Genomic DNA, 20,165 nt, shown 5'->3' on the forward strand with positions numbered 1-20,165 from the left:
GGTCTTCAGGAGACCAGCAATACATAGATCAATAATATATTTAACAAAAATGACATAATGGCCAGCCACTGCCATTTCACTAGCCGGGCACGCGCGATGAGGGGGGTGCGTGGAATGTGGATAGGCTTGAGTTCACCATGTTCCAGTGCCAGCAGCATTTCTTCTGCGGTTTCAAAGCGGTTTTTGGGGTCACGCGCAATCGCTTTCAGAATCACACCTTCCAGCCAGGCCGGAATTTCAGGGCGATAGCGGCTAGGGCGCACCGGCTCGCCAAACCTCGGGCTTTGAAACGGTTCGATTTCACCATATGGATATTTGCGTGTCAGCAGGTGATACAAAGTGACGCCTGCCGCATAAATATCGGCCTGACGGTCTGCGAGTTTGCCATCAAACAGCTCGGGCGCCATGTAGCACGGGGTGCCTGGATTTTCCATGCTTTCTGGAATCACCAGTGTGGTGTTCAACGCCACGCCCAGGTCCAGAATGCGCAGGCGTTTATCACTGCCCATATGGATGTTGCCCGGTTTGATATCGCGATGCACAATATTCAAGCGGTGCAACATGCTCAGGCCGCGCAACAGGTCTTGCCCGATATTGGCAATCCCGTTGATAGTGAAATGATGGCCAGCTTCCAGCCGCTGCTCCAGTGTGGCGCCCTCATGCCAGGTCATCACATAGTACAGCGCACTGCGCTGATGTTTGCTCAGCGGCAATATTTGTGGCACGCATTGCGAGACAACGCGTTTGGCCAGCCATTCTTCATTGAGCAGGGCCTGACAGCTTTCTTTGTCGCTGGCCAGCGCCGGTTGCAGGGTTTTCAGTACAAACAGTTGTCCGGCATCATTGCGCACCTGATACAGCATACTCAGGCGAGAGTCATGGATCACTTTGGCCACCGTAAATCCGTCAATGCGGTCGCCCGCCTGCAGTTTTGCGGGTACAGGCAAGGATTCGGCGTCAGCCAGCATGTCGGTGTAGTGGTCTTGCCCGGTTTCTTCAATGCGTACCACCAGCACCGAGGCGTTATCCTGACCGCCGTTTTCCAGTGCGGCTGCCGTCAGGTGTTCAGCCATCAGTTGGGGCGTGTTGTAGAGCATCAGTGCTTTGTGTAAATCGGCCTCAGAAATGGCATCCCACACACCATCGCTCATGATGGCGTAAATATCGCCTGCCTGTAACAGGCCCTCGGTATAGTCAACTGAAAGGTGCGCATCGAGCCCGACCGCACGTTTCAGCACATGACGCAGATCAGGTTTATCCCACACGTGGTCTGTCGTCAGGCGCTCGAGGGCTTGCGCGCGCAAACGGTAAATGCGGGTATCCCCCACATGGGCCAGCACATAGCGTTGCCCGCGCAAAGCCAGCAAGGAAAGCGTGGTTGCCATACCGGCCAGCTGTTTGCGACGTTGTGCTTGCGACAATACCCAACGATTAGCAGCTTGCAGCACCGTTTCCAGCGCGTGCTGCACAGTCCAGGTATCCGGGGTGGCGTAATAGTCGGCTGAAACCGTACGCACCGTCATCTCGGCCGCTTCGGCGCCGCCCGCTGCACCACTGACCCCATCGGCGACCATCAGCAAGGCGCCCTTGATCGCCAACTGAGCGTCTGCCGGGGTGACCACGCCAATATAATCCTCATTGCGTGGTCTGGGGCCGGTTAAGCTGCTTTCACCGAGTGTGAATACAAGTCCCATCTATTCTTCCTGTGCGTGATGACCTGATGACAATAACTTAAATCAGACTTTTGCGCTGGTCACGGTGGCTGCACCCCAAGTCGTACGCCAGCGGTTTTTAACACCGGACAGACCAATGAGTGCCAGTATCGCCAGCCCAGCAAAAATAATCAGGCCAATTTGATAACTGCCAGTCACCTGTTTGGAGTAGCCCAGGCTGGAGGCCAGGTAAAAGCCACCCACCCCGCCCGCCATGCCCACCAGACCAGTCATCACGCCAATTTCACGACGGAAGCGTTGTGGCACCAGCTGAAACACTGCACCATTACCCATGCCCAATGCAGACATGGCCAGGATCACCACGGCCAGCGCTGCGGTATGGGTGGAAGGCGCAAAGCTTAGAGCCAACAAAAACAGGGCAGCCAATCCATACATCATGCTCAAACTGCGGATGCCGCCAATGCGGTCCGCCAGCAAGCCGCCAAAAGGCCGCACCAGTGATCCGGCAAATACACAGGCGGCGGTAAAGTAACCGGCATGTACTGCATCTAAACCATATTGGTCATGGAAATAGATAGTGAGTGACGAAGCCATGCCGACAAAGCCGCCAAAAGTGACGCTGTAAAAAAACATGAACCACCAGGCGTCTTTGTCTTTGAGCACGGTCAGGTATTGTGACAGTGATTTGGGTGCAGGGGTATCCGGTGCATCCTTCGCCATGATTACATATACCAGAAAAGCCAGTGCCAGCGGGATCAGTGCCAGTCCAAACACATTGTTCCAGCCAAATGCGACGGCCAGGCCTGGTGCAAACAGGGCTGCCAGCGCGGTGCCGGAGTTGCCTGCACCGGCAATGCCCAGCGCCGTGCCTTGGTGCTCCGGCGGATACCAGCGCGAGGCCAGTGGCAATGCCACCGCAAAGGCCGCACCCGCAAAGCCCAGAAACATCCCTAAAATCAGTGCCTGTTGATAGCTATGAATGCCATGCAGCCAGGCCACCAGCAACGCAGCAATCACAATCACCTGACCGATCAGACCTGCTTTTTTCGGTTTGAGCTGGTCCACCAGTACCCCCATCACAATCCGCAGCAGAGCACCGGCCAGTACCGGTGTGGCGACCATCAGGCCTTTTTGTGCGGGTGTCAGATGAAGGTCGGCAGCAATTTGCACCGCCAGTGGCCCGAGCATCACCCACACCATAAAGCTCAAATCAAAGTAAAAAAATGCTGAAAACAAGGTCGGCTTATGGCCGACATCCCAAAAACTCTTTTGCATAACGGCTCTCCCGGGCGTGTGGAGAACACTGCCGCACGCCCACACTGTATTATTAAATGGTGATGGTCTCGAACTCTTTGTGTGCATCACGCTTCTCCACGCGCTCTGCCCATGGGTCCACCGAACCTTGCAGTGCATAGAGCAGTCGCTCATACGCCGCTTGTCGACCTTCTGCATCCTCCAGAATGCGCTTCTTCACATAGTCCAGCCCCACGCGTTCTATCCAGTGCACGGTGCGGTCCAGGTAACGTGCTTCCTCCCGGTAAATCTGGATAAAAGCCCCGGAATATTCAATCACCTCTTGCGCCGTTTTTACCTTGCACAAGAATTGCGCGACTTCAGTTTTGATGCCGCCGTTGCCGCCGACATAAATTTCCCAACCGGAATCGACACCAATGACGCCGACATCCTTGATGCCGGATTCGGCGCAGTTGCGTGGACAGCCAGAGACGGCAAATTTGACCTTGTGTGGTGCCCACATATGGTCAAACGCTTTTTCGATATCGATGCCCAGTTGGGTAGAGTTTTGTGTGCCGAAGCGGCAGAATTCGGAACCCACACAGGTTTTCACGGTACGGATAGATTTACCGTACGCATAACCGGACGGCATGTCCAGGTCAGCCCACATATTGGTCAGGTCTTCTTTTTTTACACCGAGCAGATCAATCCGCTGGCCGCCGGTGACTTTCACCATAGGCACCTTATATTTGTCAGCCACATCGGCGATCTTGCGCAACTGGTCGGACGAAGTCACGCCGCCGTACATGCGTGGAATCACCGAATACGTACCATCTTTCTGGATGTTAGCGTGTACACGCTCGTTAATAAAGCGTGATTGCGGGTCATCTCTGGCTTCATGTGGCCAGGTCGAAAGCAGGTAGTAATTCAGCGCCGGCCGGCAGGTGGCACAGCCATTAGGGGTTTTCCAGCCCATGCCTTTCATGGCGGCCGGGATGCTCAGGTATTTGTGTTTGCGGATTTCATCACGCACTTCTTCATGATTAAAATCCGTACACCCGCAGACAGCCTTGCTGGTGGAAGGCGGTGCATAGCCACCGCCGAGTGTCGAGGCCAGAATCTGTTCGACGAGGCCGGTACAACTGCCACAGCTGGAACCCGCCTTGGTTTGCTTTTTCACATCATCAATCGTGAACAGGCCTTTTTCCTGAATCGCCTTGACGATGGTGCCCTTGCACACACCGTTACAGCCACAGACTTCCATTTCGTCGGTCATGGTAGATACTTTATCCTGACCCTGGTGGCCGGTATTGCCCAGACTGTCCTGCCCGAACATGAGGTGATCACGAATCTCATGAATCGGCTTTTTATCGCGCAACAGCTGGAAATACCAGGCCCCATCCGTCGTATCGCCATACAGCACAGCACCGATGATGGTGTCATCTTTGATCACGAGTTTTTTGTATACCCCGCCGACCGCGTCGTGCAGCAAAATTTCTTCGGCATCATCACTGCCCATGAAATCACCGGCAGAAAACAAATCAATGCCGGTCACCTTCAATTTTGTCGAAGTGACCGAACCTTTGTATAAACCGATGCCGAAGTTGGCCAAATGTGTGGCGCACACTTTGGCCATTTCAAATAAGGGCGCCACCAGACCGTAGGCAATGCCACGGTGGCTCACACACTCACCCACGGCATAGACGCGCGGGTCGTAGGTTTGCATGGTGTCATTCACGACAATGCCACGATTGCAATGGATGCCTGCTGACTCTGCCAGGCCGTAGTTGGGGCGAATGCCGACTGCCATCACCACCAGGTCTGCCGGGATCTCCTGGCCGTCTTTAAAACGCACGGCTACCACACGACCATCCTTGCCGATCAGTTGTTCGGTATCTTTTTGCAGCAAGAAGCTCAGGCCGCGCGCTTCGAGGGATTTTTGCAGCATCTTGCCTGAAGTCCTGTCTAGCTGGCGTTCGAGCAGCCAGTCATTTTTATGCACTACTGTGACTTCCATGCCCTGAATTTTCAGGCCATTGGCGGCTTCCAGACCCAGCAGGCCGCCACCAATCACCACCGCGTGCTTGTGGGTTTTGGCCGCCTCTATCATGTCGTTGGTATCTTTAATATCCCGGTAGCCCAGCACGCCTTCCAGTTCTGCACCTGGAATCGGCAGCATGAATGGCTTGGAACCTGTCGCCAGCAGCAGGCGATCATAAGGCACAGTGATGCCGTTTTCTGCCGTGACCGTACGCGCCTTGCGGTCTATCTTGTTGACACGGGCACTGGTATGCAGCGTAATGTTGTTCTCTGCGTACCATTCCCGGCTGTTCAGGATAATGTCGTCTATGGTCTGCTCATTGGCCAGCACAGGCGACAGCATGATCCGGTTATAGTTGGGGTAGGGCTCATCGCCAAACACCGTAATGTCATACATATCCGGGGCAATCTTGAGCAGCTCTTCCACTGCCCGCATACCTGCCATGCCGTTACCCACTACCACCAGTTTCTGTTTTGTCATCTTTAAATCACTCCTTTTAAACTTATGCTGCACTGGCCAAACTTGCAAAGGCCTGCAACTGTGCTTGCCAATCTTGTTCTTGTGTACTGTTGGCTAATTTCACGACTTCGCCGACGACAATAATCGCCGGGCTTTTAAATTGTTGTTGATGGCAACCCAGTGGCATTGCGTGTAATGCCGTCACCACTGCACGTTGATTTTCGCGCGTGCCGTTTTCTACCACCATGCACGGCATATCGGCATGCATGCCTGCTTCGAGCAGGGCACGTGTAATCTCAGCCACATGCTGCATGCCCATGTAAATCACCAGCGTGGTGTTACTTTCTACCAGTGCGCGCCAGGGCAGTGGTTCACCATCTTGCGTGTGGCCTGTCACCAGGGTAACGCCATGATTAAACGCCCGGTGGGTGACCGGCACCTCCATGCTGGTACAGGCCGCGAGGCCGCTGGTGATGCCGGGGATCACTTCGTAAGGGATATTGGCCGCGCGCAATGCCAGCATTTCTTCGCCACCTCTGCCAAACACAAAGGCATCGCCGCCCTTGAGTCTGACTACTGTCTGACCTTGTCCGGCCAGGGCTACCAGCATGCGGTTAATAAAATGTTGCGGGGTAGATTTGCAGCCACCGCGTTTGCCCACCGGCACAATGCGTGCCTGCGGGCAATGCGTGAGCAGTGCCGGGTTGACCAGGTCATCGACCAGCACCACTTCTGCCAGTTGCAAAGCCTTGACGGCCTTGAGCGTGATCAGCTCAGGGTCGCCGGGACCGGCACCGATTAAATAGACTTTGCTTGCTGGCATGGGGAGTGCTCCTTTACTTGCTCACGGTTAAAACGTGTACATGGCAGTCAGCCATAGTTTTTCGGTGTCATGAAAACGGCCACGTACGCCGGCAGCATTGCCTGTCGTGTTGGCGGCGGCTGCAAACTGGTCGCCCTCGTTAAACTTGCCGTATTCAAGTTTTGTCATCCAGTTTTTGTCTACATTCCAGGTGACGGCTGCATTCCATTCCGTTCCGTAACGGCTGCCACTGCGCCCGGCGCCGCCATTCACAGTGTAGAAGCCGGTGTCTGCATCAATGACGTGATAATCGGCAAAGAATACAAAGTCGCCGTAACGATAGGTGGCGGTGACAAAACTGTCTTTAATCCCGGCGCGCGGCGTGACCAAAAACTTGTCTACCCAGCCCTGGAACAAATGGTTGGTGCCAAAAGGGGTCTGAAAAGCATAGGTATTGCTATTGCTGGATAAAAGTTCCTGATCCACCCGCAGGTTGAAGTTGTCGATACCAAAGCCGCCGCCGACTTTGTAATAGTGCGCATCAATGCGGTCATCACCACCGCTATAATCTGACTGCTTGGCATATTCAGCCGTGTAATGTGCGCGATAGTTCGGGGTGAATGGATGGGTGCCATCCAGACGGATCCCCAAAATTTTGTTTGACTGGTCTGCTTGCAGATTGGCCGCGCCTGCACCAAACCAGGCGTTGCCTAGTCCGAGATTCTCAAAATTGCTAAAGTAGCCATAGCCCACTAGAAACTCAGTGGGCGAGATGCGGTAGCGCGCGTTGGCAATTTCCAGATTACCGTTACGTTCAGTGGTGAAAATCTGATTCACTTTTTCAAAGTGCGCCAGAAATATTTCGGTATCCGGGATCGTTTTGTTGAACACAGACACACCATCAAATACCTGCATCACCTGACGGAAAGCGATGTCGCCGATGAAGCGGACATTGTCCAGATTTACCTGCTGGCGACCTGCACGCACGCGCGTGTTTTTAATGCCTGTCCAATCCACGTAGAGCTGGTTGATATCTGTCTGATCAGGGTCAACCACTTTCGCATAGTTGATTTTGTCATTCTGATTGGAAGCGCCATTGGTTCTAAAGCTATTGGTACCATCGTTGAAATCATCGCTCAGTTTGCTGACATTGATAATTTGTGCGGCAAAGCTCCAGTTATGATACGGCGCAGTTTGCCAGCCAATCAGGCTGCGCAGGGTCACTGCGTTAGCGTCCTTGATCTCTTCGTTGCGGGTGGGATTTAACGTGTTAGCCGCATTGCTCAGGTTATTTGGCTGCAAGCCATCCTGCTGCACGTTCTCATAGCGCAACCTGAAACTGGTCATGTTTTTGCCTGTTTTAATCGCATCCATAAAGGTGTATTCCGGCAGCATTTCCTCTTCGGCCATTGCCGCTGAACTGAGTACTGCCAGTAATCCTGCGACAGAAACTTGACGTAAGCGGTGGTGTGGTTTAGCGTTCATAGTGTTGCTCCTTTTCAATGTGGGGGTAACCATACTTCGATGAGGTATGCGGTGCTGATGGGTGGCCGCCTGTCAGCACCAACTTTCTAGGCAGCTTTTTTAGCGTGCCGTTCATACAAAAACTTCAATACTTCACTGCGCAGATGCGTATAGGCCGGGTCTTCAACCAGTTCCAGACGCTTGCGCGGACGGGCTAAATCGACTGCCAGAATTTCACCGATGGTGGCGGCAGGCCCGTTGGTCATCATGACAATGCGGTCTGATAGCAGTACGGCTTCATCTACATCGTGGGTGACCATGACGGCGGTGCATCCGGACTGTTTCATAATGCTCATCAGTTCGTCCTGCAAGCCAGCACGGGTCAGCGCGTCGAGGGCACCAAACGGTTCATCCAGCAGCAGTACTTTCGGTTCCATGGCCAGCGCACGGGCAATGCCGACACGCTGCTTCATGCCGCCGGAAATTTCGTGCGGACGCTTGTCTGCCGCATGGCTTAAGCCGACCAGCTCCAGCGCTGCATGGCTGCGCGCAGTCAGTTGCTGCTTATTTTCTGTATTTGCGAATACACGCTCTACTGCCAGGTAGACGTTCTCAAGACAGGTCAGCCACGGCAGCAATGAGTGATTCTGGAACACAACGGCACGCTCAGGCCCCGGTTGCGCAATTTCGCGCCCTGCGCAGAACAAATGACCGGCAGTAGGGGTGAGCAGCCCTGCAATCAGGTTGAGTACGGTGGATTTGCCACAACCAGAGTGGCCGATGATCGAAATAAATTCACCTTCGCGAATATTCAGGCTGATCTCTTTCAAGGCCTGGAAGCTGCCTTTTTTGGTGTTGAACGTCATATCGACGTTTTCAATCAGCACATAGCGGTCTTGCAGTATTTTTTCCATGATGGCGTCCCTTGATAGCATGATTCGGATAGCGTTATTCGTAACTGAACTGTCTAGCGATGAGCATCAATGCCTGCTCCAGCAGCAGCCCTACAATGCCCACAATAAAGATGGCGATGATGATGTGTTCTACATTCAGGTTGTTCCACTCATCCCACACCCAGAAGCCAATACCCACGCCACCGGTCAGCATTTCGGCAGCGACAATCACCAGCCAGGCGGTACCAATCGACAGACGTACACCTGTCATCATGTAAGGCATCACATAAGGGAACAGGATTTTGCTGAACACTTTCCACTCGGACAGGTTCAACACGCGTGCCACATTCAGGTAATCCTGCGGCACCTTGCTGACGCCGACAGCCGTGTTGATGATCATGGGCCAGACTGCCGTGATAAAGATCACCCAGATAGCGGCCGGATCGGCGGCTTTGAACACCATCAGGCCTATCGGTAGCCAGGCCAGTGGTGAGACCGGTTTGAGCAGGCTGATAATCGGAGCCGCCATGTTCGACATAAAGGCATAACGGCCGATCAAAAAGCCAGCGGGAATGCCGACGACAGCGGCCATGGCAAACCCAAGGCCCACCCGCTTGAGGGAGTTAAGGATATTCCAGCCGATGCCCATGTCATTCGGGTTGTTGATGTAAAACGGGTCTTTAAACAGTTCAACAGCGGAATGCCAGGTGAGCAGCGGCCCCGGCAAGCCAGGGCTGCGCGCCGAGACGACTGCCCAAATGGCCGTGAAAATGCACAAGCCAATCACGGGCGGCAACACCCACTCAAAAAAGCGTCTGGAGGTTGCCGCCCATGCAAAACCCGCTTTCGAGGGGTTGCTGGCGATTGTGCCGGTAGTGGAGAGGGTGACTACCGACGCAACAGGGTGCGCAGCCGCCGTTTTTTCAACATCCTGGCGTTTCTGCATGATACTTTCCTTTTCTATACTGACTGCACTCATGGTGATACTCCTCGCGATGCTGGTTAGCCTTTGATTTTGAAGCTGTTGGCATAGCCTTTCGGGTCTTTGCCATCCCACACCACACCGTCGATCAGTTTGCTGGTGCGCATAGGGTCAGCAGGGACTGTGATGCCCAGTGATTTGGCGGCTTCAGTGTAAATGTCGATGCGGTTAACTTTTTTCGCGATAGCGAGGTAGTCAGGGTCAGACTTCAGCAAGCCCCAGCGTTTGTGCTGAGTGAGGAACCACATGCCGTCGGACAGGTAAGGAAAATTCACTTTGCCATCATTGAAAAACTTCATGAAGTTCGGGTCTTTCCATTTTTTCCCGATGCCATTTTCATAATCACCAATAAAGCGGCCTGCAATCACCTCTTCTGGCGCATTCACATAGGCTTTGCCCGAGATCAGTTTTGCAACTTCAGCGCGATGCTCAGTGGCATCAATGTAGCGGCAGGCTTCTAAAATGGCTTTCGTCATGGCCAATGCGGTATTCGGATGCTTGGCCACAAAGTCGGCGGTGCAGCCAAGTACTTTTTCCGGATGGTCTGTCCAGATGTCCTGAGTGGTCGTCACGGTGAATCCGACCTTGTCGAAAATTGCACGGGCATTCCATGGTTCACCAACGCAGAATCCATCCATATTGCCAATACGCATGTTGGCCACCATTTGTGGCGGGGGTACAACGATGGTTTTTACATCGCTCATCGGGTTGATGCCGTAGTTGGCCAGCCAGTAATACAGCCACATGGCATGGGTGCCTGTCGGAAAGGTCTGCGCAAATGTAAAGTCGCGATTTTCATTGTCAATCAGGCGTTTCAGGGTTGCGCCACTGTTTACGCCCTTGTCTTTTAATTGACTTGACAAGGTAATGCCCTGGCCGTTGTTGTTGAGGGCCATTAATACGTTCATGTCTTTTTGCTGGCCGCCAATGCCCATTTGAGAGCCATACATCATGCCGTAGAGCACATGCGAAGCGTGCAACTCGCCATTAACCAGTTTGTCGCGCACCCCAGCCCAGGAGGCTTCTTTTGACGGGATGATTTTGATGCCATATTTTTTATCGAAGCCCATTTGCGCGGCAACTACGATAGGTGCGCAATCGGTCAGCGGAATAAAGCCGATTTTGACTTCCGTGATTTCCGGAGCATCCGAACCTGCCGCCCAGGCCTGGCTGCGAATGGCCGCAGGCACCATATTCATCATTGCGGCCGCCCCAAGTGTGCTGGCAACTGCTTGCCTGAAAAACTGGCGGCGACTGTTGTCTACGCTGCCATCGGCGTGGTGGGTGGATGATGCCAATGCCGGTTTGTTATCCGAAGTGCTCATTTCAGCTCCTTTAATCAAATAAAAAGTAAGACGATAAAAACAAAAAAGGCGTCCTGAGTTCAGAGTGATCTCTAAACTCAGGACGCCTTTGTCCTTATTGCATAAATTAAGTAGTCGCGTATTGCGCAACCACTGATGGAGTAGCCTGTTAAATGAACAATGTCCCCGTTAACATTGACCACAAGTAAACCACAGGCAACTCGCTTTCAAAGTTGATTTAGCAAATGGCATGCCAGATTTTAATCTAGAGGCAGGTGTCTGATTTACATGGGTTTTTTTTGAGGAGTTTTAAAAATAAACTGTCTGGAATTGATTTTTACCTGCACCATTGAAGTGCGGATGCACCATCGTAAAGAGGTGATGTTTGCAATAACTAATGATACGGGAGGGGATGGTACGCCCGTTAACCAGGTTGCGTACTCAGCTCGATAATGTTTTCGGCTACATCAATAATTTTGCGGTTCTGCTCCATGGCCGAGGTGCGCAATACCTTATAGGCTTCTTCTTCGCTGACTTTCATCTGCCGCATCAAAATGCCTTTGGCGCGTTCGATGCACTTGCGTTCATTCAGGGCTTTTTTGGTTGCAGATAACTCATGTTCAATTTCGGCAATCTGCATCGATTGTTGTTGTAATAGATGAATGACTGAGGCCATGGGATAGCCCGCCACGGCGTCTTGTGTCAGCCACGTATAACTGTTGTCCATTGCTATGTCTGGATTGAGCAGGCTGTAGGGAGCATTGCCAACCGTTGTCGAGGTTGGCTTGCATACCTGGGTAAGGCTGGCCTTAGCTTGGGAAAGGTCCGACTGTGCTTCCGAGACCAGGCAGGCCAGCTCTTCGTGCATGATGGAAACCAGATGGCATTGAATTTTCCATATTTCACTCAGTCGCTGGCTACACAGGTTGAACCATAAATGTCCATCGCCTGTTTCTAATGTCTGGTTAATGCTTGCCTCTGTCAGTTTTGTTCTGAAGTTAAGGTGATCATGGGTTAACGTTGATTGCTTGAGGGTTTCCCATTCCTGTTTTAGCGCTTCTGTCGTAAATTGCGTAAATAATTCAAAATGGCGTTCTTGCAAGGCAATCAGGCCTGCCAGCCGGTGATGGTGATTTTCCTGCATGATGCCGGAACCAAAAGCATGCGACCCAACCGCGCGTTCCTGGCCAGCAAATTCTTTGGCCTGCACCAAGTTGTAAAGTGCGACTAAATGTTTGGATATTTTGCTATCTATGGTGTTGTCAGTGATTTCGAAAATCAGTGAAACCAGCTGGCTGATCAGGCGGGTAAAAAATGTGATGCAGTCCGGCGAGCTGACTTTGAGCAGGGTCACTTGATGGCGAAAGCCGTGCAACTCATTAAACCCCAGCAATATCCACGAAATCAGCGTCAGCTGTTTGGCTTCTGCCGAGCTGTGGTGTTGCAAATGCAAAGCCAGTGCTTGCTTGAATTGCTGCTCAAGGTCATGGTTTTCGGTGACCAGTGCGGCACGCTCCTTGGCAAAGCGTTGCCCGGTCGAGGCCACATATAGGCAACTGGCGCCGCGCTCTGCTTGCAGTTGGTGAATAATCAGGCCGATGGTTTCGACAAACTCGGTGCTAAACGATAGGCGTTGCAATTCGTCAACATGACGTTGCTTGGCTAACAGAATGATATTTTCTACGGAGTGGTTCATGGGGTCTTGTTGTATTCAAGCAAGAATCATGCACGCGACTATGATGCTGCTGGGGCGAACAGGTGCCGACAGCGATGGGCACAACGGGGGCGAATATTAACGGCAACGTCTTTTTAATGCAAATCCAGTGCATGTGAATCCGGCCAGAATTCAGTTTCCTTGTCAGCCCCATGAAAGGTGGCGGCATAGCGAGAGCAATCACAGGTATGGTATGCTTTAACTTTGTCCAAAATTGGTGTCTCAGTGTCTTTAAATGCTTGTTTGGTGCGGATTGCAGGCGATATGCAGCAGGTGGATGAGGTCATCCGCCAGTCTTTGTCCTCCCAAGTCCCGCTGATTAATCAAATCTCGGAATATATTATTCACAGCGGTGGCAAGCGTTTGCGGCCCACGCTGGTATTGATGGCGGGTGATTTATGCGGCTCTGTTTCGGCTGCGCACCATCAGCTGGCTGCGATTGTCGAGTTTATTCATACCGCCACTTTGCTGCATGATGATGTGGTGGATGCCTCGGATTTGCGTCGCGGCAAATCAACAGCCAATCATGTCTACGGCAATCCGGCCAGTGTGCTGGTGGGGGATTTTCTGTATTCCCGCGCTTTCCAGATGATGGTCAGGCTGCAACAGATGCGCGTGATGGAAATTCTGGCAGATGCCACCAATATCATTTCCGAAGGTGAAGTCTTGCAACTGCTCAATGTACGTAACATAGGCGTCAGCGAGCAGGATTATTTACAGGTGATTCACTTTAAAACGGCCAAGTTGTTTGAAGCTGCAACGCGCCTGGGTGCGGTACAGTCTCAAGTGAGTCCTGCGCAGGAAGAAGGCTTGGCCCGCTATGGCATGCATTTGGGCACGGCATTTCAATTGATTGATGATGTGCTGGATTTGAGCGGTGACAGCGAAAAAATTGGCAAAACCCTGGGCAATGACCTGGTCGAGGGTAAAGTGACCCTGCCGATGCTGTATGCCATTCAGAATGCGCCTGCCAGCCAGGCAGAACTGGTTAAACAAGCCTTATTACAAGGGCAGGGTGATCAGCTGCAAACTGTGCTTGAAATCCTGCATGGCGTAAAGGCATTTGATTATGTCCGTACTGTGGCGCATAGAGAAGCAGCACTGGCTTGTCAGGCACTGGCACCCTTTGCAGAGTGTCCAGCCAAGCAGGCATTGATCGATCTGGCCGGTTTTTCGGTCAACCGGCAGCAATAAAAATCATTGATCTGAATGACGGTCAGCCGTAAAAACGGCTGGTCATTCAGTCATGCATGTTACAAATTAATTGAGAGCGATCGGCTCGCCACTGATGTGGTAGTAGCTTAAGCGTGCGCAATCGTTGGTTGCCGAGGTCAGCGCACCATCAAACAGCGATTTGCCATCCACATCTACCACGGCATAGCCGTTATGGTACAAGGTCACTTCGGCCTGTAATTCCACCGTTTGTGTGTCAGGGTGGTAAGTTTTGGAGGCGTGGCCTTTGTGCTGGGCGCGCATCGCAAAACTGATGCAGTTTTCTTCTTCTTCCTCACTGTAGACTTCCCAGTGCTGTTGACCGGTCAGTTTGGCCAGCCAGCCGGGTAAATCCACTTCTACGCGGCAAATGACCGGTTCATCCCATTCCGGGTGGTCCACCTGGTTGAGTTCGACTTCTGTCGACGGGGAAATCTTGATTTGATCAGACATAGATAACTTCCTTCACATAAAGCGGGTGAGAAGCCACTCGTCAAGAGTGCCATTCCCATCTTACACGTAAATGGCGCCTGACTAGCGGTTTTCAAGGTCACCGTGCGGATATTTTCCACGCCCTGATAAGCGCTATGGCAAGTGTTGACCTTGCTTAGTTGCATTAACGATGCGATGATGCAGCAACCTTAATAATGATATCGGTATCATGATAGAAATCCTTGAGCCTGTTTCCAGTATGTTGCGAACCCAGCCATTATTTTTACAAGTCTGTTGTGGTGTTTTAGGCTTGCTGGTTGGCAGTTTTCTGAATGTGGTGATTTACCGCCTGCCCAAAATCATGGAGCGCGAATGGCATGCCAACTGCCTGGAATTACAGGGGCAAGAGCCGCCGGAGCAGCCTGCTTTCAATCTGGTGGTGCCCAGGTCCAGTTGCCCGCATTGCGGCCACAATATCACCGCACTGGAAAATATTCCTGTGTTGAGCTACCTGTGCTTACGCGGGCGCTGCAAGCAGTGCAAAACGCCTATTTCTATCCGTTATCCGCTGGTGGAGTTGCTCACGGCCGGGCTCTCCTTCGCAGTCGCCGCGCAGTATGGCTATAGCTTGCTCACAGTATGTGCACTTCTGTTTATATTTGCGTTGGTCACGCTGACGTTTATCGACTATGACACCCAGTTGTTGCCCGATGATATTACCTTGCCATTGCTGTGGTTGGGCCTGTTACTCAATCTGAATCATGGATTTACTGACATCACCTCAGCCGTGGTCGGTGCCATGGTCGGCTATCTGGTGCTGTGGAGCGTTTACTGGTTGTTTAAACTGGTCACGGGCAAAGAAGGCATGGGCTATGGTGACTTTAAATTGCTGGCAGCCATTGGTGCCTGGTTTGGCTGGCAAATATTGCCTGCGGTTATTTTACTGAGTTCCGTGGTCGGCAGCGTGATTGGCATTGGCCTGATTGTGTTCAAAGGTAAAAACCGCCAGACAGCCATTCCGTTTGGCCCGTTTCTGGCGTTGGGCGGTATTGCTGCATTATTTTATGGCCAAACGCTGGCTGCTTATTATCTTGTCCCCTAGGGTAAACAATGGCTAAAGTGGTGGCCGTGACCGGCGGCATAGGCAGTGGCAAAAGTGAAGTCTGCAAGTCGTTTGCTGCGCTCGGCGTGCCGGTGATTGATCTGGATGTGATTGCCAGGGCAATGAGCGCGCCAGGTAGCCCGGCCATGCAAGCCGTACGCGAGGTATTTGGCACAGAGATGTTTGAGGCCGACGGCAGCTTGCATCGCGCCAATCTGCGGGCGCTGGTATTTTCTAACCCGGATGCGCTGGAACAACTGAACAACATCATGCATCCTGCCATTCGCGCCGAGGCCATACGCCAGATTACGTCGCTGTCTGCAACGCCTTATGTCGTGCTGGCGATTCCCCTGCTGGTCGAAAGCCGTCAAGACTGGCCTCTGATAGACCATGTGATGGTGGTGGACTGTGATGAACAGACGCAGCTTGAGCGCGTGTTGCAACGCAATCAGCTTTCTACCGAGATGGTGCAGGCCATGATGGCCGCCCAAAGCAGTCGCGAGCAGCGTCTGGCCATTGCAGATACCGTGCTGGATAATCAATCTTCCTTACAAAATCTGCATGAAAAAGTGGTCGCCTTTCATAAAAATTTCTCAAAGACTTGCCAGTGAGCAAAAAGGGTTTCATAATCAGGCTTTTATTGCATACTTTTCAAGTATCAGCTGACAGAAAAGACTGCCGTGTCGAGCTACGAATTCCCATTTAACGAGCGCATCAGAACCTATCTTCGCCTAGAGGATTTGTTCACCAAGGTATTGCACCATGTCGAAATCGGACATGAATTCAACCACCATGCCGCGCTGGTATCCCTGCTGCAAATGCTGGACCTGATTGACCGGGCAGATCTGAAAGTAGATTTGTTGCAAGAGCTGGACCGGCACAAAATCCAACTTTCCTTTTTGCAAGGCAACCCCAATATCGACCAGCACGCGTTGAGCAATACGCTTGCCAGCCTCGAGCGCTGTGCCGTAGCACTGCGCACTGACCATCAAAAACTTGGGCAAACCCTGCGCGAAAACGACTGGCTGATGAGCATCAAGCAGCGCACCGGCATTCCGGGCGGCGTATGTGAATTTGATCTGCCTTCCTACCATCACTGGCTATACCTGAGCCCAGACCGTCGCAAGGCAGATTTTGATAACTGGCTATCGCGCCTGATGCCCATGTACGAAGCCATTAGTATCATCTTGCAGTTGTTGCGCGGCAGCGGCCAAACCTTGTCACTGGTCGCGCATCATGGCGCCTATCAGCAACAACTTTCAGGCCATAAACCTGCCCAGTTATTACGCATTGAAATCGGCCACACAGAATGCTTCCCTGAAGTCAGTGCCAATAAATATGCTATTAATATTCGCTTTCAAAAGCTCGACTTTGTACAAAAGCCCAAAGTGCTCGAAGAGGATATCCCTTTTAATATGATCGTCTGTAACTTTACCGGGGCAGGGCACAACTGATGCAACTTGCTGTCAAACCACGCAAAGTCGCTTGTCCGGGCTGCGGCGAAACTACCGTGTATTCCACCAGCAACGCTTACCGTCCGTTTTGCAGCGAACGCTGCAAATTGATGGACTTGGGAGATTGGGCCACTGAAAAATTTCGCATTCCGGATGCCACCCCGCCTGATCTTCAGGATGCCGAGTAAGTATTCAAGGTAACCATCACATGAAAAAAATTGCATTGTGTTTACAGTTGTTGATCACCGCCAGCCTGCTCGCGCTCTCAGCCATTGCGCAAGCCGAAGTCGCATTAAGCGATGCCTGGGTGCGCGCGACGAATCCCGGGCAACCGGTCGGTGCGGCCTATGTGACCCTCAAAAGCAAAGCGCCGGTGACCCTGGTTTATGTAGAAACTGAGCGCGCAGGCAGTGTGGAAATGCACAGCATGAGCATGGATAAGGGCATTATGAAAATGCGCAGCATGGAAGAACTGCCCGTGCCCGCCGGACAAACAGTCAAACTGGCTCCCGGTGGCCTGCACCTGATGCTGTTTGAACTTGCTTCACCGCTTAAAGTTGGTGAGCAGGTCAAATTCAGGCTGTGCTTTAAAGATAAACAGGGCAAAATCACCGATCAGTTTGTCACCATGCCAGTGAAAACTGCGCAATAATTTCACACCAAGCAAGCCCCATACAACATCAGGCTAAACGCGAAAGTAGACCTGACGACCGGTTAAGCCAAATCGATTATTTTGCCGGAAGTATCTTGAGCAAAAATCGTTGCCTTGCAGATACACCATTTGCATCTTTAATGTTCGCCGTAAACTCAAATTTCCCCGAGATTTTCGGTGTACCAGCGAGCATGCCCTCCGGGGTGATCAACAGGCCTGTAGTCGTGAACTGCTTGTCAATATCTGCTATCTCATAAGGGGGCTGGCCTCCCTGTACCAGACTTCTTCGGCCATACGGCTTACCAACCCTCGCCGCCGGTAAGATAACCGCCTGGAATACTTTCGGATTACACACTTCTTTTTTAGGCTGTGCTCCAAGCGCCATTTTTTGTGTTTCAGGATTGTCTGCCGGCACGCAAGTTGGCAAGTTGCCTGCAGTCGCCCCGAACACATAATTACATGCAATGAAGGCCAGCAGGATGACACCGTTGGCTGCAATGGCATTGAGTGAAAAAAGTTGTCGGCGAGCATTCATGTTGAATAATCACTCCTCTTGTGTTTTCTATAAAAATTAACTCAGGTGGCAATGGCGTGAGTGATGATAAGAGATTGTATGCCATTCTAAACCTCTGAAACCAACCCCTGCCAAGGGCGATAGCAAAGAGGTTAGACCGAGCACAGAGAGAACCTGACTAACCCAATGGCCGACATTCAAAAGAACAAGCCTGATCAGTGCGTTCTTGTCAGGCCGATGAATGAATGAGGTCTTTGTGCGCGGCTATTATCCTGGCCCGCGTAAACAATACTGATCCGCAACAAGGCTTATCTCACGAGATGCAGTTTAACCCTTTATAACGGTATCTACATTTCAATGCTTAACCTCTTTTCCATTGATCTTATCAATCCTTGAGATACAAATAAAAACGCCCGCGGATGCGGGCGTCTCTGCACGAGTGATGCTTAATTTTTCTTGGAAACACAGTTATATACCAGCGCACCAATAATCCCACCCACGATAGGTGCTAGCCAGAACAACCAGAGTTGCTCCATATAAATGCCTCCCGCAAAAATCGCCTGGCTTGTACTGCGAGCAGGGTTCACTGATGTATTTGTGACGGGAATACTAATCATATGGATCAACGTCAATGTCAATCCGATTGCCAACGGAGCAAGCCCTGCTGGCGCACGCGCATCTGTAGCGCCCATAATGATAAACAAGAATACCGCTGTCAATACCACTTCCGAGATCAATGCAGCTTGTAAGCTATAGCCATGCGGCGATGCTTCACCATAGCCATTGGCTGCAAACCCGCCTATCTCAAACCCTGCTTTACCACTTGCAATAAGATAAATGACCGTCGCTGCCAGAACAGCGCCTATCACTTGCGCAACAATATAATGTGGCAATTCTGCAGCTTTAAATCGACCACCTGCCACCAAGCCAATAGAGACAGCAGGATTCAGGTGACAACCTGAGATATGACCAATCGCATAAGCCATGGTAACCACGGTGAAACCAAACGCAAATGAAACCCCGAGATAACCTAAACCTAGCTCAGGAATACCAGCTGCCAATACGGCGCTACCGCAACCACCCAATACTAACCAGAAAGTACCAATCAATTCCGCCAATCCACGCTTTGCTAACGACATTTTTCTTCTCCCTTGGTTTTAATAATGACTGAGGCAATGAATATAAATACATAAGTATTTAAGAGCAAGAAAAAATTTTTCTGAATTTAAGGAGTTATAAAATGACTAGCAGGTCAGTTTCAATCAGTCATGAATGAAGTTTAAAGCCAGAGTGAATATGTACGGTTAAATCACAGCTGAACTGCCAGCGTTGATGTGTAGCGGGTTGGACCCGCGCCGGGTGTGCCTGATTAATTCTAGGGGAGCTTGAGAATCCCGACTAACGAATGAGGCCCCGGCGTGCGTCTTTCATCAGGGTCCGGGCGAATAATGCCCAATATGACCGGTTGTAGTACCGCAGTCCTTCACCTTCTCGCTCAATCTTGGCTACAGCAAGGGATATTTATGCGCTGAAAAATTCAAACACACAAAAATCTTGCAGATGACTATTGCTAAAAATGGGGAAGCCCTTGTAGTTTGACATAAGGGGCGTTGCGCGTCAGCGCAGCGTCCCGCTTGATGGCTGGGTTGGGCATTACTGTAACTTTGCGTCTTCTAGCTTGCCATCTTTTGAGAAACGGTATTGCACATTGCGTTCGCAACCTTTGCAGTTCCCGCCACCCCAATAAAGCACGGTTATTTTTTCCCTTCCATTGCAATGGATATTAGAGGCCTTCCAGGTGCGGTTTTTAAAATCATTTTCGTTGGAAGGTAGTAACGAGTTTACGGATGGTAATGCACCTCTGCTTTTACCAGATGAGTAAAAAAGTGTTTCACTTTTTATAGGAACTAAATCAAAACAATCCCAAGAGTCTTCTGGGTATTTTTCACCCTCGGCGCGGATTGTTATTGCTGGACATTGAAAGGTTTTAGCGTATTTCTCTGTTATTGGTGTTTCATCGGAGCATCCATCTCCAATGGCCACCAGTGGAAAAAGAAGCAATGCAAAAACATAAGTTCGATAAATTTGAACCATTTCAAAACTCCATGATGCCTAGAGAATAAAAGGGACTTCCCCCACTCGAACTGGTAACCCAAAACCGAGATTGAAGGTAAGTTAATGTGATCAGCATTATTCAATCAAAACGAGAGGAGAAGTCATGAGTAATGTTACAA

19 protein-coding genes are annotated in these 20,165 nt (G+C 51.4%); 6 read left to right on the top strand and 13 right to left on the bottom strand.

All coding sequences use genetic code 11. The features are described from left to right. Positions 1-5: 5 nt before the first annotated feature. The 9 genes from Q9291_RS03625 to Q9291_RS03665 form a co-directional block, all read right to left on the bottom strand. Positions 6-1,694, bottom strand: coding sequence for a bifunctional protein-serine/threonine kinase/phosphatase (locus Q9291_RS03625; protein ID WP_306388632.1), 1,689 nt, complete (start codon positions 1,692-1,694; stop codon positions 6-8). Between the two features lie 42 nt (positions 1,695-1,736). After that, entirely contained in the window at positions 1,737-2,948 is a 1,212-nt protein-coding gene (locus tag Q9291_RS03630) for a nitrate/nitrite transporter (RefSeq protein WP_306388633.1), read from the bottom strand. Positions 2,949-3,000: 52 nt separating this feature from the next. Beyond that, positions 3,001-5,427, bottom strand: a complete 2,427-nt coding sequence (gene nirB / locus Q9291_RS03635; protein ID WP_306388634.1) for a nitrite reductase large subunit NirB — start codon at positions 5,425-5,427, stop codon at positions 3,001-3,003. Positions 5,428-5,449: 22 nt separating this feature from the next. Then, positions 5,450-6,229, bottom strand: a complete 780-nt coding sequence (cobA, locus tag Q9291_RS03640) for a uroporphyrinogen-III C-methyltransferase (protein ID WP_306388635.1) — start codon at positions 6,227-6,229, stop codon at positions 5,450-5,452. Positions 6,230-6,256: 27 nt separating this feature from the next. Then, entirely contained in the window at positions 6,257-7,693 is a 1,437-nt protein-coding gene (locus tag Q9291_RS03645; RefSeq protein WP_306388636.1) for an alginate export family protein, read from the bottom strand. Between the two features lie 86 nt (positions 7,694-7,779). Then, positions 7,780-8,586 (bottom strand): ABC transporter ATP-binding protein, encoded by an 807-nt coding sequence (locus Q9291_RS03650; protein ID WP_306388637.1) that lies wholly within the window; start codon positions 8,584-8,586, stop codon positions 7,780-7,782. Positions 8,587-8,620: 34 nt separating this feature from the next. Beyond that, entirely contained in the window at positions 8,621-9,544 is a 924-nt protein-coding gene (gene ntrB / locus Q9291_RS03655; protein WP_306388639.1) for a nitrate ABC transporter permease, read from the bottom strand. A 23-nt stretch (positions 9,545-9,567) separates the two neighbouring features. Beyond that, the gene (locus Q9291_RS03660) at positions 9,568-10,872 is read right to left on the bottom strand and encodes a CmpA/NrtA family ABC transporter substrate-binding protein (RefSeq protein WP_306388640.1); all 1,305 of its coding nucleotides are present in this window, start codon (positions 10,870-10,872) and stop codon (positions 9,568-9,570) included. Positions 10,873-11,275: 403 nt separating this feature from the next. Beyond that, a complete protein-coding gene (locus tag Q9291_RS03665) occupies positions 11,276-12,547 on the bottom strand; it encodes a nitrate regulatory protein (RefSeq protein ID WP_306388641.1) in 1,272 nt (423 codons plus the stop codon). A gap of 282 nt (positions 12,548-12,829) precedes the next feature. Between Q9291_RS03665 and Q9291_RS03670 the strand changes: the two genes are divergently transcribed. Further along, positions 12,830-13,759: a polyprenyl synthetase family protein gene (locus Q9291_RS03670; protein ID WP_306388660.1), complete on the top strand. Its 930-nt coding sequence runs from the start codon at positions 12,830-12,832 to the stop codon at positions 13,757-13,759. 66 nt (positions 13,760-13,825) lie between these two features. On the opposite strand, the gene Q9291_RS03675 is transcribed toward Q9291_RS03670, so the two are convergent. Beyond that, positions 13,826-14,230 (bottom strand): hypothetical protein, encoded by a 405-nt coding sequence (locus Q9291_RS03675; RefSeq protein ID WP_306388642.1) that lies wholly within the window; start codon positions 14,228-14,230, stop codon positions 13,826-13,828. Positions 14,231-14,438: 208 nt separating this feature from the next. On the opposite strand from Q9291_RS03675, the gene Q9291_RS03680 reads away from it, so the two are divergent. The 5 genes from Q9291_RS03680 to Q9291_RS03700 all read left to right on the top strand — a co-directional run bounded on the left by Q9291_RS03680 (position 14,439) and on the right by Q9291_RS03700 (position 17,417). Beyond that, positions 14,439-15,311, top strand: coding sequence for a prepilin peptidase (locus Q9291_RS03680; RefSeq protein WP_306388643.1), 873 nt, complete (start codon positions 14,439-14,441; stop codon positions 15,309-15,311). A gap of 8 nt (positions 15,312-15,319) precedes the next feature. After that, positions 15,320-15,922, top strand: coding sequence for a dephospho-CoA kinase (gene coaE / locus Q9291_RS03685; protein WP_306388644.1), 603 nt, complete (start codon positions 15,320-15,322; stop codon positions 15,920-15,922). Positions 15,923-15,991: 69 nt separating this feature from the next. Then, on the top strand, positions 15,992-16,765 hold the full coding sequence (gene zapD, locus Q9291_RS03690) for a cell division protein ZapD (RefSeq protein ID WP_306388645.1): 774 nt from the start codon (positions 15,992-15,994) through the stop codon (positions 16,763-16,765). Continuing rightward, complete coding sequence (locus Q9291_RS03695; RefSeq protein ID WP_306388646.1) at positions 16,765-16,953, top strand: DNA gyrase inhibitor YacG; 189 nt, start codon at positions 16,765-16,767, stop codon at positions 16,951-16,953. The genes zapD and Q9291_RS03695 overlap by 1 nt, the downstream gene beginning before the upstream one ends. Positions 16,954-16,973: 20 nt before the next feature. Next, complete coding sequence (locus Q9291_RS03700; RefSeq protein ID WP_306388647.1) at positions 16,974-17,417, top strand: copper chaperone PCu(A)C; 444 nt, start codon at positions 16,974-16,976, stop codon at positions 17,415-17,417. A 76-nt stretch (positions 17,418-17,493) separates the two neighbouring features. Here Q9291_RS03700 and Q9291_RS03705 read toward each other — a convergent pair whose 3' ends face one another. From Q9291_RS03705 to Q9291_RS03715, 3 genes are all read right to left on the bottom strand, one after another. Next, positions 17,494-17,952 (bottom strand): hypothetical protein, encoded by a 459-nt coding sequence (locus Q9291_RS03705; RefSeq protein WP_306388648.1) that lies wholly within the window; start codon positions 17,950-17,952, stop codon positions 17,494-17,496. 425 nt (positions 17,953-18,377) lie between these two features. Next, the gene (gene aqpZ / locus Q9291_RS03710) at positions 18,378-19,070 is read right to left on the bottom strand and encodes an aquaporin Z (RefSeq protein ID WP_306388649.1); all 693 of its coding nucleotides are present in this window, start codon (positions 19,068-19,070) and stop codon (positions 18,378-18,380) included. A gap of 514 nt (positions 19,071-19,584) precedes the next feature. Then, complete coding sequence (locus Q9291_RS03715; protein ID WP_306388650.1) at positions 19,585-20,025, bottom strand: hypothetical protein; 441 nt, start codon at positions 20,023-20,025, stop codon at positions 19,585-19,587. Positions 20,026-20,165 lie beyond the last annotated feature (140 nt).

Source organism: Methylophilus aquaticus (assembly GCF_030769565.1).
GTDB classification, from domain to species: Bacteria; Pseudomonadota; Gammaproteobacteria; order Burkholderiales; family Methylophilaceae; genus Methylophilus; species Methylophilus aquaticus.